Genomic DNA, 18,975 nt, shown 5'->3' with positions numbered 1-18,975 from the left:
GCCCGGCCCGAGATCACGTCGATACGATGGGGCGATGGCGCATGCGTACACCGGCGACGAGCTCGTGGCCCGACTTCCCACGGCGCTCTCCCGGCTCAGCGAAGTCGCCGAGTACGACATCGAGCGGATGCGGGCTATCGCGCTCGAGGAGGGGCTGGAACACTTCCCTCGTTCGCGGATCGACGACCGGCGCTCTCTGCGACTTCAGCACTCAGAGGATGCCGTCGGCGTGAGTCGAAAGCTGCGCTCCGCGATCTCGAAGGCGCTCGGAAAGCCGACCGGCACCGACAAGGTCTACAGCTCGGGTCCGTTCATCTGCGAGCTGCGCGTGGACGACATCGTCACGGTGGCGGCGCGTCCGCAGCGGTCGCTCGAATCCGTCGGAGCGGCAGTCGTCGCCTGGATGTCGGGGGTGCCGTTCTCCGAGTGGGCGAATGCCGAAGGCGCCGGCATCATGCATCCGACCGAGCGGCTGATTCGCGCGCCGCTCGTGCACGAACGTCCGGAGCGCATGTCGTTCGCCGTCGACCTGGGTGCGGGACTGCATCCCGTCGGCGTGGTCGTGAACGATCTGCCGCAGCGGCGCGCGGCGCTCGCCGAGTACTTCTCAGGGTTGATCGGCGAGGCCGAGGTGCCGCCGCCGTACATCACCGAAAGGAAAGCGTGGATGCGCGGACAGCGCCAGGTGATGCTGGCCGGCTACCGCAGCGGAGGCAATCACTCGTTGACGTTCATCGACGACGATCGGGGAGAGGTCACCTGGTGACCCGCAGCGGCTCGACCTGCAGGTCGAGATCACGGATGCATGCCGAGAACGGCGATTCGGACCTGCATCCGTGATCTGAGCCTGCAGCTGCGCCTGTGCCCGCAGCACCGGCCGCCCGACACGCGCCCCACCATTGAGCCCCCTCGCCACCCGTGCCAGGATTGCCCCGACTCGGCTCACCGGGGGCGGGGACGAAGGGAATCTCATGCAGCTGGCGATGATCGGACTCGGCCGGATGGGCGCAAACATCGTGCGCCGACTCATGCGCGCGGGACACGAGTGCGTGGTCTACGACGTGAACGCGGATGCCGTGCAGGCGCTGGTCGCCGAGGGAGCCACCGGCGCCGACAGCATGGCCGACCTGGCGTCGAAGCTCGAGGCGCCGCGGGCCGTGTGGATGATGGTGCCCGCCTCGCTCACCGGAACCGTGGCCGACCAGGTCGCGGACGTGCTCGACGAGGGCGACATCATCATCGACGGCGGCAACTCGAACTACCGCGACGACGTGCGGCGGGCGAAGGCGTTCCGCGAGCGCGGCATCCACTACGTCGACGTCGGCACGAGCGGCGGCGTCTTCGGCCTCGAGCGCGGCTACTGCCTGATGGTGGGAGGACCGGATGCCGCGGTGCAGCGCATCGAGCCGATCCTGCGCTCGGTGGCCCCGGGCGTCGGCGAGATCGAGCGCACGCCCGGTCGCAGCGGCGACCTCACCCCCGAGGAGGAGGGCTACCTGCACTGCGGTCCCTCGGGTGCCGGACACTTCGTGAAGATGGTGCACAACGGCATCGAGTACGGCATCATGGCGTCGATCGCCGAAGGGCTCAACCTGCTGCACAATGCGGATGCCGGAGTGCGCGAGGCCGAGCACTCGGCCGAGATCGCCCCGCTCGAAGAGCCGGAGTTCTACCAGTTCCCGATCGACACCTCGAAGGTCGCGGAGCTGTGGCGCCGGGGTTCGGTCATCTCGTCGTGGCTGCTCGACCTGACCGCCGCCGCGCTCGCCGAGAACCCGAAGCTCGACGGTTTGGCCGGTCGGGTCTCGGACTCGGGGGAAGGGCGCTGGACGGTCAAGGCCGCCGTCGATGTGGGAGTGCCCGTTCCGGTGCTCGCGGCGTCACTGTTCGAGCGCTTCGCGTCTCGCGATGAAGACCACTTCGCGAACCAGGTGCTGTCGGCGATGCGCCTGCAGTTCGGCGGACACCAGGAGCTGCCTGCCGGCGATGTGCTGGAGGCGGGTGCGCGCAAGGCCGAGTCGGAGTGACGGCCCCCGGTCGTTGATCGAGGCCCGCGGAGCGGCTCCTTCCCGGTCGTTGAGCGAGGCCCGCGGAGCGGCTACTTCCCGGTCGTTGAGCGAGCCCGGCGGAGCCGAGCGAGACGAAACGTGGCGAGGTTTCGAGGTCGGCTCGCGACGTTTCGTCTCAGTCGACTTCGTCGTCTTCGCTCAACGACCGGGCTTCGGTCGTTGAGCGTGGCACGCGGGGCGGCTCCTCCCCGGTCGTTGAGCGAGACGAAACGTGGTGAGGTGTCGGAGGTCGGCTTTCGACGTTTCGTCTCAGTCGACTTCGTCGTCTTCGCTCAACGACCGGGACTCTTCCGGTCCGTTGAGCGAGGCCCGCGGAGCGGCTCCTCCCCGGTCGTTGAGCGAGCCCGGCGGAGCCGAGCGAGACGAAACGTGGTGAGGTTTCGAGGTCGGCTTTCGACGTTTCGTCTCAGTCGACTTCGTCGTCTTCGCTCAACGACCGGGAGGCGGCGGTCGTTGAGCGAGCCCGGCGGAGCCGAGCGAGACGAAACGTGGTGACGGGTCGAGGTCGGCTTTCGACGTTTCGTCTCAGTCGACTTCGTCGTCTTCGCTCAACGACCGGGTACCGGACTCAGACCAGCGCGGCATCCACCCGGTGATCGTTGCCGGCGTGCACGAGGGCGTCGATCCGGCGCTCGATGGCGTTGAACTCCGGGGAGTTCACGTCGCGCTCGCCGGGGAGGTCGACTGTCACGATCTCTCGCACGTGCCCCGAGATGCCGTGGGCCGTGCCGCCCGCCATGACCATGACGCGGTCGCCGAGGTAGACGGCCTCTTCGATGCTGTGCGTCACGAACAGCACGGTGATGCCGGCATCCCGCTGGATGCGCTGCAGCTCGTGCTGCATCTCGGTGCGCGTGAGCGCGTCGAGTGCGCCGAACGGTTCGTCCATGAGCATCACCGACGGAGTGTTCGCGAGCAGCCGCGCGATCGCGACGCGCTGCTGCATGCCGCCCGACAGCTGGTGCGGGAAGGATGCCGCGACGCGACTGAGTCCGACCGAGTCCAGCGCGGCGGTCGCTCGCTCCTTCACGACCGCGCGGGGGAGGCGAGCCTGCCTCGGGCCGTACTCGATGTTCTCGCGCACCGTCAGCCAGGGGAACAGCCCGTAGTCCTGGAAGACGACGCCCCGGTCGGGGCCGGGGCCGGTGACCTCGGTGCCTGCGACGGTGAGGGAGCCCTCGGTGATCGTCTCGAAGCCTGCGACCATGCGCAGCAGCGTCGATTTGCCGCATCCGGAGGCGCCGACGATGCAGACCACTTCGCCGGCAGCGACCGTGATGTCGACACCGTCGACGGCGGCGATCGGCGAGCCGGGGTAGCTCTTGCCCACACCGGTCATGACGATGTCGGCGGCGTGCTGGGGAGGAATGCTCATGCGATCTCTCACTTCTGGATCGGTCGGCGCCCGAAGGCGATGGCGAAGATGAGCGTGAGCAGGCGGTCGGCGATGAAGCCGGCCAGGCCGATGACGACCATGCCCACGATGATGAGGTCGGTGCGCGACTGCTCCCTGGCCTGGGTGATGAGCGCGCCGAGACCGGTGCTGATACCCACCGTCTCGCCGACGACGAGGATCACCCACGCGAGCCCCATCGCGATGCGCATGCCGCTGATGATCTGCGGTGCGGCAGCCGGGATGACGACCTTGTAGAGCGACTGCAGGCGGGGTGTGCCCAGCATCGCGGCGGCTTCGAGCAGACGCCCCGGCACCTGGTGGACCCCGCTGATGGTGTTCAGCAGGATCGGGAACACCGCGGCGATGAACACGAGGAACACGGTGGAGCGGTCGCCGAAGCCGATGATGAGCAGTGTCAGCGGCGCCCAGGCGGTGACCGGGATGGGGCGCACGAGGTTGATCGTCGGCTCCAGCATGCGGAACAGGAGCTTCGATCGGCCCATCAGCACGCCGAGCGGCACGGCCACGGCGACCGCGAGGCCGAAGCCCTGCAGCACGCGCAGCGTCGAGGCGCCGAGGTGGCCCCACAGAGTTCCGCTGAACGAGTCGTCGTAGACGCCGCCGATGGCGAAGTCAACACCCCTCAGCGCGACCTCTCCGGGGGTGGGCAGGAACGTCATCTTGATGTCGAACGGCAGCGTCCAGGCGTTCTGCACGCCCAGGTGCCAGCCGATGAGGATGAGGATCGGAACGGGAAGCGCGATGGCCCATCCGAACGACAGGCGGCGGCGCGGCCGGGCGGTGCGGATGCCGTCGGGCGGTGTCTCGGAGTTCGCGACGCCCTGGGGCGGATCGGCGAGTGCGGTCGTCGTCACGATCACTCCGTCCGTGCGGTCTCGACGAAGCTGGCGTCGGTGAGGAGATCCTGGTCGACCTCGGCCGAGACCTGGTCGAAGGCGAGCATCTCCTCGCTCATCGCGGCCAGCGTCGAGAGGTAGTCGGCGTCGAGATCCCAGCGCGGCCAGATGTTCTCGATGGCCAGGTCGACGATCGCGGGGTCGAGGGCGAACTCCTCGACGAGGCCGTCGGCCCAGGCTGCGGTGTCGTCTGCCATGTGCTCGACCGCCGCGACGTGGGTGTCGACGACGGACTGCACGAGCTCGGGGTCGGACTCGATCAGGCTGTTGCTCGTGGCGAGCACGATGTTCGTCTGTCCGATCGGGGTGTCGTAGGCCGACATCAGCTCGTGAGCGCCGCCCTCGATCGCGATCGACGGGCCGACCTCGGCGGAGATGAACGCGTCGATCTGCCCGGAGGCGAACGCGGTGGCCATGTCGGCGAAGGGCAGATTGACCAGCTCGACGTCGCTCGCGGGGTCGATGCCCTGTGCCTCGAGCGTGCGCTTGAGGAGGATCTCCTGGGTGGCGCCCATCGGGAAGCCGACCTTCGCCCCCATGAGGTCGTCTGCCGTCTCGATGTCTTCCGTGGCGACGATGCGGGTGCCGCCGTCGGCGGCCGAGGCGACGATGCGCACATCCTGCTTCTCGGCGACGCCGGAGATGACGGATGCCGCGCCGGTCACGCCGAAGTCGACGGAGCCCGAGACGATCGCGTTCTTGATGTCGCTGGAGGTGTCGAAGAGCACGATCTCGACGTCGATGCCCTCCTCGGCGACCTCCTCGTAGAAGAACGGGCTGAACAGGTGGGGCTGCGCACGCAGCGTCCCGATGGTGACGGACTGTCCGCCGCCGTCGCCGCTCTCGGAGTCGGCGGACGAGGATGCGGCGGAGCAGCCGGTGAGCGCGAGCGCCGCGGCGGCGAGGGAGGCGACGGCGAGCGACGGCGTGCGGAAGGAAGCGCGGGAGGGAGTGCGGAAGGTCATGTGTTCTCCTGGTGTGGGCGGGGTCAGGCAGGACGTCTGGTGCAGAGTCGGGCGGTCTGGTGCAGGGGTCAGGCGGTCACGGGGAGTGCGGATGCCGCGCGATAGGCGCGCCAGCCGCCGAAGGCGGTGATGTCTCGTTCGGTGAGGTCGACGGATGCGGTGAAGCCGAGTGCCGACGAGCCGTCGGAGAGCTCGATCTCGCCGAGCGCGAGAGGAGCGGCGATGCTGCGCAGCAGCGTCGACAGCGCGAGGGGCGACAGGCGCCACAGCTCGCCGGGGAGCTCTGCGCCCTCGGTCGAGCGGATGACCGCCGGTCGGTCGACAGCGCCTTCGACCAGCAGCATCCGGAACCTGTCCGAGGTGCGCACCTCGCCGATGAGCCGGGCGCCGAGAGCCTGCAGCTGCGGGTTGAGCGGTTCGCCGCTGAGGTGCGCACCGAAGACGGCGACGTCGACGCCCGGGACGTCGAGCGCGGCATCCGGCTCCGACTCGCCGAGCAGGCGGGCTGCGAGATCGAGTGCGACCTGGTCGTGGAAGGTCGGCGTCACGATCGAGATGCCGAAGTGGCCCTCGCCGGCGACCTCGCCCGTCGGCACGGCGACGGCCGCCATGTCCATGAGGTTCACGAAGTTCGTGAAGGTGCCGACGGCGCTGTTCACGCCGAGCGGGTCGGCCGCGACCTCGGCGACGGTCGGGTGGATCGGCGCGGTCGGGATGATCAGGGCATCCGTGCCGTCGAGCACCTCCCGGGCGAGGAGCGTCGCGGCGGCGACGGCCTGCTGGGCATCGATCACCGTCGTGCCGTCGATCTCTCCGGCGCGGGCGGCGATCGTGGCGACCGAGGGATCGGCCTCCTCCGGATGTGCGGCGAGGAAGGCGCCGTACGACCAGGCCCGCTCGCTGACCAGGCCGCCGCCGTAGAGGAGCCGGGCGGTGGCCAGGAACGGAGCGATGTCGATCGTGCGGGTCTCGGCGCCCAGCGCCTCGAAGCGCGCGATCGTCTCGTCGAACGCGGTCAGGACCGCCGGTGAGAGAGAGGCGAGGTCGGCGCGTCGGGGCACGGCGATCACCGGTCGCGGAGGTGCCGCCTGCGGGGCGTCGAGCGCCCACGGCCTGCTCTTCGGATCACTCGACGACGGGCCTGCGACGACCGACATCACGCGGGCGGCCAGGCCGGTGGTGCGGGTGAAGACCGAGACCGTGTCGTACGAGGGGGATGCCGGCAGCACTCCGTCGAGGGGCAGCAGTCCGAGGGTGGGCTTCACACCGAGGATGCCGTTGAAGGCGGCCGGGACCCGCCCCGAGCCCGCGGTGTCGGTGCCGAGCGAGAAGTCGACGAGGTCGTGCCCGACGGCGGCGCCGGATCCCGAGCTCGATCCGCCGGAGACACGCTGGGGGTCGAGCGCGCTCGTGACGATGCCGTAGGGGCTGCGTGTGCCGACGAGTCCCGTGGCGAACTGATCCATGTTGGTCTTGCCGACGAGGACGGCACCCGCGTCGAGCAGCCGAGCGACGACGGTCGCGTTCTTCGCCGGGACCCGGGCGAAGGCGGGGTGTGCGGCGGTGGTCGGGATGCCGGCCACGTCGATGTTGTCCTTGACGGCGAACGTCAGACCGGCGAGAGGGAGAGCCGTTCCCTCGGCGACGCGGGCGCGCACGCTCTCGGCATCCGCCTGGATCTCCTCGGCGCTGCGGCGGGTGATCCAGATGCTGGCCGGCGCCGCGTCCAGCGCGGTCTCGAGTGCCGCGATGTTTGCGGAGACGGATTCGGAAGAGGAGAGGGTGATCATCGGTGCGGGTCCAATCCGGGGTTCATGTGGGAGATCTGCATGGCGCGGGCTGCGCGGGCCTCGACGATCGACTGCGACTGGCCGACGTGTGTGCGCAGGAAGTCTCGGGCTTCGCGGAGGCGCCCGGTGAGCACGAGCTCGAGGATCTCGAGGTGCTCGGTGATGGTCGCGTCGACCCGGTCCTGGGTGAGGTAGTCGTGCATGCGGATCGGGCGGATGCGGCGGTTCACGCGCTCCAGCGCACCGACCAGCTCGCGGTTTCCCGCGGCGCCCAGGAGCGCGAGGTGGAAGTGCTCGTCGGCGTCGACGAAACCGGGATCGGGGGTGATGCCCGCCTCGAGCCGAGAGATCCAGAGGTCCTGCTCGGCGGTGAGCTGAGCCCGCTCATGCGTGATCGTCGGGTCGTCGAGGGCGCGATCGATGCCCTGCGACTCCAGCAGGATGCGCAGCTCGTAGAGGTCGGTGAACTCCTCGAGCGTGGGCATGTAGCGGTACAGCGCTCCGTCGCGCTTGACGAGGAGGCCGTCTGCTTCGAGTCGCGCCAGGGCGTCGCGCACCGGGGTGCGAGACAGCTCGAAGCGCTCGGCGACGTTCTCTTCGGTGAACCGGTGGAAGGGCGAATACGCCGCGGTGAGCAGCTCGGCCCGCAGCTGCTCATAGACGCGGATGCGGGCGGGACGCCGGCGCTCGGAGCCCGGATCCTGCGATGTGGCCAATGATGTATCCATTGATGGACATCGTTCGGTATCCATGTTTCCGCGGTGTATCTGCGTCGTACTCCCCGCGTTACGTTCTTCTCACATCCGCGCGTCCCCGGTCGTTGAGCGAGGACCGCGGAGCGGCCCGAGACGAAACGTGGTGAGGTTTCCGGGGTCGGCTCGCGACGTTTCGTCTCAGTCGACTTCGTCGTCTTCGCTCAACGACCGGGCGTCGGTCGTTGAGCGAGCCCGGCGGAGCCGAGCGAGACGAAACGTGGTGACCTTCCGGGGTCGGCTCGCGACGTTTCGTCTCAGTCGACGTCGTCGTCTTCGCTCAACGACCGTGCGTTCCCCGGTCGTTGAGCGAGGACCGCGGAGCGGCCCGAGACGAAACGTGGTGAGGTTTCCGGGGTCGGCTCGCGACGTTTCGTCTCAGTCGACTTCGTCGTCTTCGCTCAACGACCGTGCGTTCCCCGGTCGTTGAGCGAGCCCGGCGGAGCCGAGCGAGACGAAACGTGGTGAGGTTCCGAGGTCGGCTCGCGACGTTTCGTCTCAGTCGACTTCGTCGTCTTCGCTCAACGCCCGTGCGTTCCCGGGTCGTTGAGCGAGGCCCGCGGAGCCGAGCGAGACGAAACGTGGTGAGGTTGCGGGGTCGGCTCGCGACGTTTCGTCTCAGTCGACCTCGTCGTCTTCGCTCAACGACCGTGCGTCGGTCGTTGAGCGAGGACCGCGGAGCGGCCCGAGACGAAACGTGGTGAGGTTCCGAGGTCGGCTCGCGACGTTTCGTCTCAGTCGACTGCGTCGTCTTCGCTCAACGACCGTGCGTTCCCCGGTCGTTGAGCGAGCCCGGCGGAGCCGAGCGAGACGAAACGTGGTGACCTTCCGGGGTCGGCTCTCTACGTTTCGTCTCAATCGACGTCGTCGTCTTCGCTCAACGACCGGATCAATCCGACTCGAGAGCGCGGCGCAGCGCCTCCGCCGCGAAACGCGCCGCGGCGGCCGTCCCGAAGGTGACGTGGAACGCGGGGTCGCTCTCGTACATCTCGGCCATGCCGAGCACCATCGCTCGGGAGTTCTCGGCATCGCCGGCGTGCGTGGGTGTTCCGGGGATCTCGGCGAACCAGGCGAGGTGCGCGGCGGCATGCTCTCGAGCAGCCGGAGCATCCGCCGGGTGTCCCGCCTCCTCCAGCTCGCGCCACCGGGCGACGAGCGCCTCGGCCCGTTCCTTCCACTCGCGCTGCGCGCGCACGGACTTGCCGTGCCACCACTGATTCGACGCATCGAAGGCGTCACGCCCCCACCGTTCGACGACCTCTGATTCGTACGCGTCGTTGAACCCCTGCAGCATCACGTCCATGCGAGGCTCGAGTCCCTGCTCGCGCATCGACAGGGTGTGCTCGACTGCGGCGATGCGGCGGTCGACCGCATCCCGTTCCGCCGCCAGCTGGTCGAGATGCGACCGCAGTGCGGCGACCTCGCTCGTGGGCTGAGCCGGTGCGTCGAGCGCCGAGGCGATCTCGGCAAGACCCATGCCGGTGTCTCGCAGCAGCAGGATGCGCTGCAGCCGCGCGACCGCGTCGGGTCCGTAGTAGCGGTAACCGTTCGCGCCGATGCGGTCGGGAGGGAGAAGCCCGATGCGGTGATAGTGCCGCAGGGCGCGGTCGGTGATGCCCGCCCGTTCGGCGAGTTCGTTGACGGTCCACTCCATCGAGCGCTCCAGAGGTCGGATGGTGGTCAGACGGTGCGGGATCCTCCGGGCCCGAGTCCTAGCCTCGGCAACGCGATGGCCAGGATCTCGGATGCCGGAACGTGCACCGCCTCGGCCGCGCTCCGCCCTGTCTCGTCGCGGTATGCCTCGACGATCCGGGCGCCCGCCGCATAACCGGCACCGGTCGGCAGCCCGACGGGCGCGGAGTCGAACATCCGGGCCGTCGCGTCGCCCAGCACCCACGCGGCGAAGTCCTGCATGCCGGTGACGTCGAGTCCGCTCGCGACCTTCGCCAGCACAGCGTCGTCAGTGCGGGTCTCGTCGGCGACGAAGTGGGTGTACCCGGCATCGCCGTAGAGCTCGGTCGCGAACACGTCGGCGAGACCTTCGGACACGACGTGCTCGCCGACCGTCACGGTCGCCGGATCCCACACGACCCCGCCGGGCGAGTAGCGCACGTTGTGGTGCAGCTCGTGCACGGCGATGGCTTCGAGTTGGTCGAGCACTCGGGGCGTGGGCCAGAGGGTGAAGCTGATGTATCCGCTGATGCCGCCGAAGCCCGAGAGGCCCTGCACCTCGTCGACGAAGTGCAGGTTCGTCGGGTCGCCCAGCACGAGCAGCACGGTCAGGTCGGGCACGGTCAGGTCGGGGACGGATGCCTCGAGGGCGGCGATCCCGTTGTGCAGCGCCGCCTCTATCCGTGGCCAGGCATCGGCTGCGATGAGAGCATCCAGCCCTTCGCGCAACTGACCGGTCCGGCCGTCGGCGTCGCCGTCCGTCTCGAAGCCGAAGTTCTGTCGGTGCACGGACGCCAGGTCGGGTCCGCCGGGGATGAAGTGGTACATGCCGGCCATCGGCTCCCACATCTCGCGGACGAGGTCTTCGCGTGACTCCGAGGGTGCGTCGAGGATGCGGGCGGTCGCTGTCGCGCTGTCGATCAGGGTGAGGGTCATGTCGATCGAGCGTAAACACTGACGCAGGGGCAAGGTCAACCCGAGGGGCGAAACGTGGTGACTTTGCGAGGTCGGCTCGCGACGTTTCGTCTCAGTCGACTTCGTCGTCTTCGCTCAACGACCGGGACCTTTCGGTCCGTGGAGCGAGGCCCGTGGGGCGGACCCCCGGTCGTTGAGCGAGCCCGGCGGAGCCGAGCGAGACGGAACGTGGTGACTTTGCGAGGTCGGCTCGCGACGTTTCGTCTCAGGCGACTTCGTCGTCTTCGCTCAACGACCGGGGGTGCGGTCGACGTCGGCTTCGCTCAACGACCGGGGGTGCGGTCTACTCGCCTTCGCGAAGCACCGTCTCGACGGTGTTGCCGGAGTAGTCCTCGAGCACCGCCACGACGCGGCTGGTGTTCGAGGCGAGCTGCGGGCTCATCGCCGCGAGGGTCGTGCGACCCCGGATGATGTACGGTCGCGGCCCCTGGCTGTACGTCGTCGCGAAGTTCAGCGGCTGCCCGTCCTCGAGAATCGTGAGCGTGCTCCAGTCCGATGCTGTCGGTCGGGTGATCACCATGCTGCGATCGCCGAAGGTCACCGCCTCGGCCGGGTACGCCTCGATCGTGGTGTCGACGAGTGCGCCGCGCAGCGTCGCCGCGACGTGGTTGCCCTTCGTCGCGATCTCGATCACGTACTCCGTGCCGTCCTGCGGCAGGCCCGTCAGGGTCGCCGTGGTGCGGTTCGGTTTCACGCCCGTCGTGGCGAGGGTCTCGCCCGAGGTCGAACGCACGGTGATGTCGGCCGCGCTGCGGCCTCGCTCGGCCGCGGTCCACGAGACGGTCAGCTCGTCGCCGGTCTGCTCGGCGGTGATGCCGGTGACGGCCTTGGTCACGTCGAAGCGCTGCGTCGCCGCGTCGCTGCGAGTGCCGTCGGGAGACACGGCGACGAGGCGCAGCTCACCGCTGCGGGCCGGCATGTTCTTCACGTACATGCGCTCGTCGTAGCCGCCCACCAGGAACTCGTCGTCGAGGAACAGCTCGTACCGACGCACGTCGTCATACGACTCGAGATCCCACGAGACATACGCCTCACCGGTGTCGGGCAGGTATTCGTCGACGGCCAGTCCGCTCGGTGCATCCGGCGTCTGCGAGGTGCCGTCGAGCACGCGCAGCGCGCCCACGTTCACCTGGTAGTCGGCGATCGGCGCGGCTCCGGCACCCGCGGTCAGACCCAGCGTGATGATGCGGTCGCCCTCGTGGGCGCCGAGGTCGACGCTGGCGGTGGTCCATCCGTCGGTCGCCCGGCCGCTGTCGGCGACCGGCAGCTCGACGACCTCATCGGGTGCCGAGGCGAACACTGCCGCGACCCGCAGCTCCGAGTCGTCGGTGCGGGGCTTCGTGTAGGTGAGCTCGACGGTCGACGTCGAGGTGACGTCGAGGTCGGTCTGGAACAGCCGCACCGTGGCATCCGCATCGAGCGCGCCGCTCAGCACGAGCGAGTTGCCGCCGGTGTAACCACCGACCGGCTGGTACGAGAACCGCTCGGCCGGGACGTACTCGGGGCCGTAGTCGAAGTCGGCGACTAGGGGCGTCGCGCTCGCCGAGTCGATCCACCACTGCCAGGTCGTCGGAATGTCCTGGCGGTTGATGTCACCCCACTCGGCCTCGCTCGTGAGCGCGCCCTCGGTCCAGTTCGCCAGCCCGTGGCCGGTGTTGAACGATGTGGCGAAGGTCGTGCCGTCGATGACCGACCGCTCGGCGATGTACTTCGAGACGCCGTCCCATCCCTCTTCGGGGGTGGTCGATCCGGTCGACGAGCCCGTCCACCAGCGCCGCTCGCGGTCGAAGACCTCCCACTGCATCGCGTCGTCGGTCTTGTTCGCGTAGTCCGACGAGACGAAGTCGGCGCCGAGCGTCGCGATCGACGTCTTCGGGACGCCGGTCTCGTCGAAGATCTGGTCGAGGTCGTATTCCTGGTCGAACTGGTCGCCGCCTGCTTCGACGCCCGTGTACACGGTCTCGTACGGGTCGAGCCCGAGCGACACCGCGTGATCGCGCGACGCCGTGAGCATGTCGGCGTTCCACCAGTAGTTGAGGAACATCGAGTCGGAGACCCGGCCCTGCTCGGCATCCTGCACCCAGGGGCTGTTCACGGCGTTGAACTCGTTCTGGTACCGCAGCTCGCCCGAGGGGCTGTCGGTCGAGTCGTACCACTGCACGTACACGCCGCCGGCGCGGAGCGCCTTGATGAACTCCTTGTACACGGGCACATCGGCCGCGGCGACCCCGGCCGACTCCTCCTGGTTGATGAAGTACCCGTCGAAGCCGAAGTACTCCGCCATCTCGATGAGCTTGTCGGCCACGGGGAAGCCGCCGTCGGCGTCGCGCACGAGCAGCTCGCGGTAACTCTGGTCACCGCGGTCGTTGGTGGAGAAGAAGATGCAGCCGAGCGAGAGTGCGCCGTTGGCGTGGGCGGCGTTCGTGTAGGCGGGGTTCGGCAGGTTGAGCATCCCGAACTCGAACCACTTCTGCGTCCACTCCAGTGAGGGGTCGTAGAGCTCGGGCGGCGTGCCGGCGCTGGCCATACCGTGCCACGGCGCGTAGATGTCGGTGTACTGCCAGAAGTTGAAGAGGTACTGGCTGAACTCGTTGGTCTGCTGGTGGCTCTCGAAGAACGCGTTGCCGTAGTCGCCGGCGAGGGTGAGCATCTGGGTGTCGGCCGACAGCTCGGGGTTGCGCTGCGACTCGGCGTTCGGGTCGTTGCGCTGCTGCAGCGGCACATGCGATCGCAGCATCTCGGCGTAGGGGTCGGATGCCGGGTCCCAGTCGAGCACATCGGGTGCGGTGTACCCGTGCTGATAGGGCTGGTTGGCGCCGACCGCGCTCTCGCCCTCCCAGGGCAGGGTGTCGGAGGCATAGGCGCCGGTGGCCACGAGAGTCAGGGCGACGGATGCGCCGGTGGTCGCGAGCGCGCAGCGGCGAAAGCGGGCGGTGCGCGACGGGGTGCGGGGTGGGGTCATGACGGTTCTCCTCGTTGAGCGTGTCGATGGGGTCGTGTGCGAGCGGGGTTCCTGGGCACCTGTGCGAGTGAGGGCGATCAGTGGATCGTGACGGGACCTCCCCGTGCCGAGTCGAGACGGATCTCGCGGGTGAGATCGCCGACGGTGATGCGCACCCACGATTCCGGCACGTCAGACGCGCGCACCGCGGGTGCCCGCACGGCGGATGCCGCAAGGTCGAGGCGCAGTCGCAGGTCGCCTCGCGCAGGAATCTGCTCGCGCATCACTCCGACGAGCTCCTGCCGACGCGGCAGCACGATGCCGCCCCGTCGGTGCACGAAGACGGGCAGCACCGCGGTCACGGCGGTGTCGTGCGGATTCGTCACGGTGACCGAGACGGCCAGACCGTCGCTGTGGGCCTCGACCGACAGATCGGATGCCTGCGGCTCGGCGTATCCGGTGCCCGCAGCGAACGGGAAGAGAACGGGGTCGGGCACGTCGCGGTACACCGACGAGGCGTCGTGACGGTCGTTGTGGTGCACGGGCACGACACCGCTCGATCGCGGAGCCGTGAAGGGGAGGCGCCCGGTGGGCGAGCGCACGCCGAGCAGCACGTCGGCCACCGCGTCGCCGCCGTGCGGGCCGGGGAAGCCCGCCCAGGCGATCGCGGTACCGGCATCGACCAGAGGGGTGAGCACGTGCGGACGCCCCGCCACCACGATCGCCGCGATGGGGGCGGAGGTCGCCGCGGCCACCCGGCTGATCAGCGCGCGCTGCTCGGGTGGCAGGTCGAGGTCTGCCAGGTCGACGCCCTCGCCGCTCGTGGCAGCCGCGACGGAGGCCAGCGCGCCGTTGTCGGCGAAGTCGTCGTCGTACGAGCGGTGGCTCGTGCCGCCGACGACCAGCACCACGGCATCCGCGTCTCGGGCCCGCGACTCGGCCTCGTCGAGATCGTTCGTGACGTGCACGGTGGCGTCGGGCAGCGCTCGCCGCAGGGAGTCGGCGATGCTCGGTGCGCCGTCGCGCAGCGGTGCGACGTAGTCTCCGAGCAGAGCGGTGTGATCGTCGGCGAACGGGCCGGCGACGAGGATGTCGCCGATGCCGTCGGCAGACCACGGCAGGGAGGCCCTCTCCAGCAGCACCAGCGAGGCATCGGCCACACGACGTGAGAGCCGCTCACCGAGCTCGATCGACTCGCGCAGCGCATCAGCCGAGGGCGCAGGTGCCACCGGTTCGAGCAGTCCGAACCGGTCCTTGAGTTCGAGCACGCGCCGGCACGCGGTGTCGACCGCGGCCCGCACCTCGGGGTCGTCGGCGAACCGGTCGAGGCTGCTGAATCCCTCGTCCCAGAGCGAGAGGTCGACGCCCGAGAGCAGGGCGAGGCGCCCCGCCGCGGGCAGGTCGCCGGTCAGTGCCTCGAGGCGGTCGACGGCGAATCCGTCGGCCATGACGATGCCGTCGAAGCCGTAGTCATCACGAAGCAGGTCGCGCAGCAGTGCCGGGTTCGCGCAGCAGGGGATGCCGTCGATGTCGTTGTACGCGGCCATGAACCCGAGGGCTCCGGCGTCGACGCCGGCTCGCACCATCGGCAGGTGCAGCTCGGCGAGATCGCGCTCGCCGATGACCGACGACTGCCCGTTGCGTCCGCCCATCGACTCGCCCTGCGCGGCGAGGTGCTTGAGCACCACGGCGACGCCGGCACCGCCGACGGCCTCGCGCCCCGCGCCCTGCATCCCGTCGACGACTGCGGTCGTCATGAGCGATGCCAGCAGCGGGTCTTCGCCGAAGCACTCTTCGCTGCGACCCCAGCGCGGGTCGCGCAGCAGGTCGAGTGTCGAGACGAGAGCCAGGTGCACGCCGCTCGCGGCGAGCTGCGCGGCGACCGCGGCCGAGGCCTCGCGGATCAGGTCGGGGTCGAAGGTCGCGGCCGAGGCGAGCGGCACGGGCATGATCGTGCCGCCGAGTGCCTGGTGGCCGTGCGGGGCCTCTTCGCTCAGCAGCACGCCGAGTCCTCCTGCACGACGCACCTCGTCCTGCACGAGCGCGGCCACCTCGGCGCGGTCCTCGGGCAGGATGCCGTTCTGCCAGCGGCGCCCCGACCAGGCATCCGCTCGGAACAGGCCGTAGAGCGAACCGAGGCCGCCCCACCGATCGATCTCGCGGCGCCCTTCGTCGGTGATCCGGAATCCGCTCGCGGTGCGTTCGACCGCACGCCAGCCGAGCAGGCGCTGGTTCAGCTGCCCGACTCGCTGCGTGAAGTCGAGGCGCGAGAGCGCCTGCTCGACGCGTGCCGAGGTGTCTGGTGACGTCATCCCTTGAGCCCTCCGGCTTCGAGACCCTTGAAGAAGTACCGCTGCAGCGCCGCGAAGAACACGATGATCGGCAGCAGCGCGATGATCGTGCCGGCGGCGATCAGCTGCGGGTCGTCGGTGAACGTGCCGCGCAGTCTGTTGAGGCCCACGGTCAGGGTGAAGTTCGATTCGTCGGAGAGCACAATGAGCGGCCAGAGGAAGTCGTTCCACGAGCCGACGAACGCGAAGATCGCGACCACCGTGATCACGCCCTTCACCTGCGGCACCGCGATGTGGAAGAACCGCTGCCACGCGTTGGCGCCGTCGACGAGAGCGGCCTGATCGAGCTCTTCGGGCAGGCTCATGAAGGCGTTGCGCATGAGCAGCACGTTCAGCGCCGACACGACGGTGGGCAGCACGACCCCGATCAGGGAGTTGGTGAGGCCCATGCCGCGGATCACGAGGAACTGCGAGATGAGCACCGTCTCGATGGGGATCAGCAGCGCGGCGATGATGAGTCCGAGTGCGACGCCGCGACCGCGGAACCGCAGGCGGGCCAGGGCGTAGCCGGCGAGCGTGGCACCGACGACGTTGCCGACGATGGCCATCACGGCGACGATCGCGGAGTTCGCCACGTAGTGCAGCACCGGCACGCGAGCGAGCACGTCGGTGTAGTTGTCGAGAGTCGGGTCCGACGGCAGCAGCTGCGGCGGGCGGGCGTACAGGTCGTCGCCCTCGCCCTTGAACGACAGCGACAGCTGCCACACCAGCGGGCCGGCGAGCACGATCACCATGATCGTCAGGGCGATGTAGCGCGAGACGGATGCCGAGAGGCCGCGCTTCTTGCGGCGGCGCTGCGAGGGAGCACGCGGTGGCAACGTGGGAGGCGTGGGGGGTTCGGTGGCTCCGGTGCGGCGTCCGGCGAAGAGGAGGTCGCTCATCGGTTGGCCTGCTTCTGCTGGAAGACGAGCTGGAGCAGCAGCAGAGCGCCCAGCACGACGAACATCACGAGGCTGATCGCGGCGGCGTATCCGGTCTGCGCCTGCAGGCCGGTGCCCTCGCGCTGGATCAGCATGGTCATGGTGAGGGCCGATCCGCCGACGCCACCGGTGCCGCCGGTGAGCACGTAGACCTCCCCGAACACACGGAACGCGGCGACCGACGAGAGGATGCCGATCAGGCCCATCGTGTTGCGGACTCCGGGCATCGTGACGCTGAAGAAGGTGCGGATGCGGCCGGCGCCGTCCATCGCGGCGGCGTCGTAGAGCGAGGGGTCGATGTTCGCGAGCGCCGCGAGGTAGATGACCATGTAGTAGCCCATGCCCATCCAGATGGTCACGAACATGGCGGAGAAGATGAGCAGCCACCGGTCGGTGAGGAACGGGATGGGTTCGGAGATCACCGAGAGGGTCGCGAAGAGCTCGTTGACGAGGCCCTGGCGGTCGAGCAGGTTCGTCCAGATGAGACCGACGATGACGGGCGACATGATGACGGGCAGGTAGGCGGCCGTGCGGAAGAAGCCGAGGAAGCGCCCGGCGCCGGCCACCAGGGTCGCGAGCACGAGGGGCAGCACCACCATGAACGGCACGACCACGAGCATGTAGAGCGTGGAGTTGAGCAGTGCGGTGCCGAAGCGGGGATCGCCGAACAGGCGCACGAAGTTGTCGAGGCCGACGAACTCTCCGGCGCGCAGCAGCAGCGAGTCGGTGAAGGCGAGCTGCACCGTCGACACGAACGGTCCGACGATGAAGCAGATGATCACGAGCAGCGCCGGGGCGAGGAACAGCCAGGGCGTCGGCCCCCAGCGGTGCGTGTCGAGGGCGCGCGACCGACGGGTGCTCGCGCGCCGCCCCGGCCGGCGGGAGGCTGGGGCCTCCCGCCGGGTCGGAGCGTCGATTGCTGACGTCATCGTGTCGCGGCCAGCCGGTTGTTCGAGTACTCCACGGATGCGTCGAGAGCTTCCTTGGCGGTCTTCTCGCCGAGCACGGCGAGGGCGATCTCCTCGCGGAGCGTCGCGGCATCCGGTCCACCCGAGAAGGCTGCCGGCCACCAGACCACCGCTTCGCGCACCTGCGCTGCGGCTTCGAGGCGCACGGCCGTCGCACCGTCGCCGTCATCCTCGGTGTAGTACGGGTCGTCGAGCGTGCCCTCCGACGAGGGGAAGACCGATGCGGCCTGCGCGAAGGCGAGCTGGTTCTCGGAGTTCGTCACGTACTTGGCGAACTCGCGGGCGAGCTCGACGTTCTCGCTGCCTGCGTTCACGACGAGCGACTCGATGTACATGTTGGGGCTCGAGTCGTTGATGCGCGGGCCGATGCCGAGCGAGTCGAAGACGTCGGGAGCCGATTCCTTCAGGTCGTTGTAGGTGTACGAGCTGCCGGGCAGGTAGGCGAGGCGACCGGCCTTGAAGTCGTCGACCTCGGCGGTCTGCAGGTTGTTGAGCGACTCTTCGGTGAGGCCGGCCCCGGCGTACAGGTCGACGAAGCGCTGCACGAACTCGACGCCCTTGTCGCTGTTGTAGGTGAACTCGGTGCCCTCGTCGTTCATGAGGTCGACGCCGTATTCGCCGAAGTTCTCGATGGCCGGCATGCGCGCGATCATCGACGCCTGCGGGCACGTCGCCGTCAGGGTCTCGGCCTGTGTGAACAGCTCGTCGTAGCCGGTGGGCAGCGTCGCGGGGTCGAGGCCGCACTCGGTGAACAGCGCGGTGTTGAAGAACGACGGACCGGTGTTGAGGTACCACGGGTAGCCGTAGGTGCCGCCGCCGAGGCCCTCGAACGTCATGGCCTCCCATGCCTTGTCGAGATAGAGGTCCTCGGCCTCGGCGTCGCTCGCGGCGATGTCGTCGAGCACGCCGGCCTGGGCCAGCGTGTACGCGGCTTCGGGGCCCATATCGACCACGTCGGGCAGGTTGCCGGCTGCAGCATCCGCCGACAGCTTGTCCTGATATCCCTCGGCCGGCGCGTCGACCCACTTGATCTTCGCGTCGGGGTTCTCGTCTTCGAAGGCCGCGATGAGGTCTTCGAAGTACGGGGTGAACTTGTCGTTCTTGAGGTTCCAGGTCTGGAACGTGATCTCGCCCGCGGTGTCGCCATCGGCACCCGGCGTGGCGCCGGCGCATCCGGCGAGCACGAGCGCGCCGACCCCGACTGCGGCGGTCAGGGCAAGAGGTCTTCTCATCGTCATTGAAGGTTTCCTTTCGAAGGTC

14 protein-coding genes are annotated in these 18,975 nt (G+C 69.0%); 2 read left to right on the top strand and 12 right to left on the bottom strand.

Going from position 1 to position 18,975, the window contains the following annotated elements:
• The first annotated feature begins 34 nt into the window (after positions 1 to 34).
• Both ACZZZN_RS14430 and gnd read left to right on the top strand, forming a co-directional pair.
• Positions 35 to 766 (top strand): hypothetical protein, encoded by a 732-nt coding sequence (locus ACZZZN_RS14430; RefSeq protein ID WP_463505828.1) that lies wholly within the window; start codon positions 35 to 37, stop codon positions 764 to 766.
• 205 nt (positions 767 to 971) lie between these two features.
• Complete coding sequence (gene gnd, locus ACZZZN_RS14425; RefSeq protein WP_463505827.1) at positions 972 to 2,027, top strand: phosphogluconate dehydrogenase (NAD(+)-dependent, decarboxylating); 1,056 nt, start codon at positions 972 to 974, stop codon at positions 2,025 to 2,027.
• Positions 2,028 to 2,637: 610 nt separating this feature from the next.
• On the opposite strand, the gene ACZZZN_RS14420 is transcribed toward gnd, so the two are convergent.
• The 12 genes from ACZZZN_RS14420 to ACZZZN_RS14365 form a co-directional block, all read right to left on the bottom strand.
• A complete protein-coding gene (locus ACZZZN_RS14420) occupies positions 2,638 to 3,444 on the bottom strand; it encodes an ABC transporter ATP-binding protein (protein WP_463505826.1) in 807 nt (268 codons plus the stop codon).
• A gap of 8 nt (positions 3,445 to 3,452) precedes the next feature.
• Positions 3,453 to 4,340 carry an ABC transporter permease gene (locus ACZZZN_RS14415; protein WP_463505825.1) on the bottom strand — a complete coding sequence of 296 codons (888 nt, stop codon included), beginning with the start codon at positions 4,338 to 4,340 and terminating at the stop codon, positions 3,453 to 3,455.
• 2 nt (positions 4,341 to 4,342) lie between these two features.
• Positions 4,343 to 5,347 carry an ABC transporter substrate-binding protein gene (locus ACZZZN_RS14410; RefSeq protein ID WP_463505824.1) on the bottom strand — a complete coding sequence of 335 codons (1,005 nt, stop codon included), beginning with the start codon at positions 5,345 to 5,347 and terminating at the stop codon, positions 4,343 to 4,345.
• A 68-nt stretch (positions 5,348 to 5,415) separates the two neighbouring features.
• Complete coding sequence (gene atzF, locus ACZZZN_RS14405) at positions 5,416 to 7,137, bottom strand: allophanate hydrolase (RefSeq protein ID WP_463505823.1); 1,722 nt, start codon at positions 7,135 to 7,137, stop codon at positions 5,416 to 5,418.
• Positions 7,134 to 7,853 carry a GntR family transcriptional regulator gene (locus ACZZZN_RS14400; RefSeq protein WP_463505821.1) on the bottom strand — a complete coding sequence of 240 codons (720 nt, stop codon included), beginning with the start codon at positions 7,851 to 7,853 and terminating at the stop codon, positions 7,134 to 7,136. The genes atzF and ACZZZN_RS14400 overlap by 4 nt, the downstream gene beginning before the upstream one ends.
• A gap of 925 nt (positions 7,854 to 8,778) precedes the next feature.
• Positions 8,779 to 9,543: a MerR family transcriptional regulator gene (locus ACZZZN_RS14395; RefSeq protein WP_463505820.1), complete on the bottom strand. Its 765-nt coding sequence runs from the start codon at positions 9,541 to 9,543 to the stop codon at positions 8,779 to 8,781.
• Between the two features lie 26 nt (positions 9,544 to 9,569).
• Positions 9,570 to 10,496: a DUF2268 domain-containing putative Zn-dependent protease gene (locus ACZZZN_RS14390; protein WP_463505819.1), complete on the bottom strand. Its 927-nt coding sequence runs from the start codon at positions 10,494 to 10,496 to the stop codon at positions 9,570 to 9,572.
• A 322-nt stretch (positions 10,497 to 10,818) separates the two neighbouring features.
• Positions 10,819 to 13,497, bottom strand: coding sequence for an endo-beta-N-acetylglucosaminidase (locus tag ACZZZN_RS14385; RefSeq protein WP_463505818.1), 2,679 nt, complete (start codon positions 13,495 to 13,497; stop codon positions 10,819 to 10,821).
• A gap of 77 nt (positions 13,498 to 13,574) precedes the next feature.
• Positions 13,575 to 15,788, bottom strand: a complete 2,214-nt coding sequence (locus ACZZZN_RS14380; RefSeq protein WP_463505817.1) for a glycoside hydrolase family 3 N-terminal domain-containing protein — start codon at positions 15,786 to 15,788, stop codon at positions 13,575 to 13,577.
• Positions 15,785 to 16,708 (bottom strand): carbohydrate ABC transporter permease, encoded by a 924-nt coding sequence (locus ACZZZN_RS14375; RefSeq protein WP_463505816.1) that lies wholly within the window; start codon positions 16,706 to 16,708, stop codon positions 15,785 to 15,787. The genes ACZZZN_RS14380 and ACZZZN_RS14375 overlap by 4 nt, the downstream gene beginning before the upstream one ends.
• Positions 16,705 to 17,676 (bottom strand): carbohydrate ABC transporter permease, encoded by a 972-nt coding sequence (locus ACZZZN_RS14370; RefSeq protein WP_463505815.1) that lies wholly within the window; start codon positions 17,674 to 17,676, stop codon positions 16,705 to 16,707. The genes ACZZZN_RS14375 and ACZZZN_RS14370 overlap by 4 nt, the downstream gene beginning before the upstream one ends.
• Complete coding sequence (locus ACZZZN_RS14365; protein WP_463505814.1) at positions 17,673 to 18,953, bottom strand: ABC transporter substrate-binding protein; 1,281 nt, start codon at positions 18,951 to 18,953, stop codon at positions 17,673 to 17,675. The genes ACZZZN_RS14370 and ACZZZN_RS14365 overlap by 4 nt, the downstream gene beginning before the upstream one ends.
• Between the last annotated feature and the right edge of the window lie 22 nt (positions 18,954 to 18,975).

This window comes from Microbacterium sp. AC145, from assembly GCF_979258505.1.
Note: the sequence above shows the minus strand (reverse complement) of the source record. Positions and strands in the feature narration are given on the sequence as shown.

What these genes read in the sequence shown, in the direction of transcription:
- ACZZZN_RS14390 (WP_463505819.1), bottom strand. Translation starts at nt 10,496, where the DNA reads ATGACCCTCACCCTGATCGACAGCGCGACAGCGACCGCCCGCATCCTC.
- atzF (WP_463505823.1), bottom strand. Translation starts at nt 7,137, where the DNA reads ATGATCACCCTCTCCTCTTCCGAATCCGTCTCCGCAAACATCGCGGCA.
- ACZZZN_RS14380 (WP_463505817.1), bottom strand. Translation starts at nt 15,788, where the DNA reads ATGACGTCACCAGACACCTCGGCACGCGTCGAGCAGGCGCTCTCGCGC.
- ACZZZN_RS14395 (WP_463505820.1), bottom strand. Translation starts at nt 9,543, where the DNA reads ATGGAGTGGACCGTCAACGAACTCGCCGAACGGGCGGGCATCACCGAC.
- ACZZZN_RS14420 (WP_463505826.1), bottom strand. Translation starts at nt 3,444, where the DNA reads ATGAGCATTCCTCCCCAGCACGCCGCCGACATCGTCATGACCGGTGTG.
- gnd (WP_463505827.1), top strand. Translation starts at nt 972, where the DNA reads ATGCAGCTGGCGATGATCGGACTCGGCCGGATGGGCGCAAACATCGTG.
- ACZZZN_RS14375 (WP_463505816.1), bottom strand. Translation starts at nt 16,708, where the DNA reads ATGAGCGACCTCCTCTTCGCCGGACGCCGCACCGGAGCCACCGAACCC.
- ACZZZN_RS14385 (WP_463505818.1), bottom strand. Translation starts at nt 13,497, where the DNA reads ATGACCCCACCCCGCACCCCGTCGCGCACCGCCCGCTTTCGCCGCTGC.
- ACZZZN_RS14370 (WP_463505815.1), bottom strand. Translation starts at nt 17,676, where the DNA reads ATGACGTCAGCAATCGACGCTCCGACCCGGCGGGAGGCCCCAGCCTCC.
- ACZZZN_RS14410 (WP_463505824.1), bottom strand. Translation starts at nt 5,347, where the DNA reads ATGACCTTCCGCACTCCCTCCCGCGCTTCCTTCCGCACGCCGTCGCTC.
- ACZZZN_RS14365 (WP_463505814.1), bottom strand. Translation starts at nt 18,953, where the DNA reads ATGACGATGAGAAGACCTCTTGCCCTGACCGCCGCAGTCGGGGTCGGC.
- ACZZZN_RS14430 (WP_463505828.1), top strand. Translation starts at nt 35, where the DNA reads ATGGCGCATGCGTACACCGGCGACGAGCTCGTGGCCCGACTTCCCACG.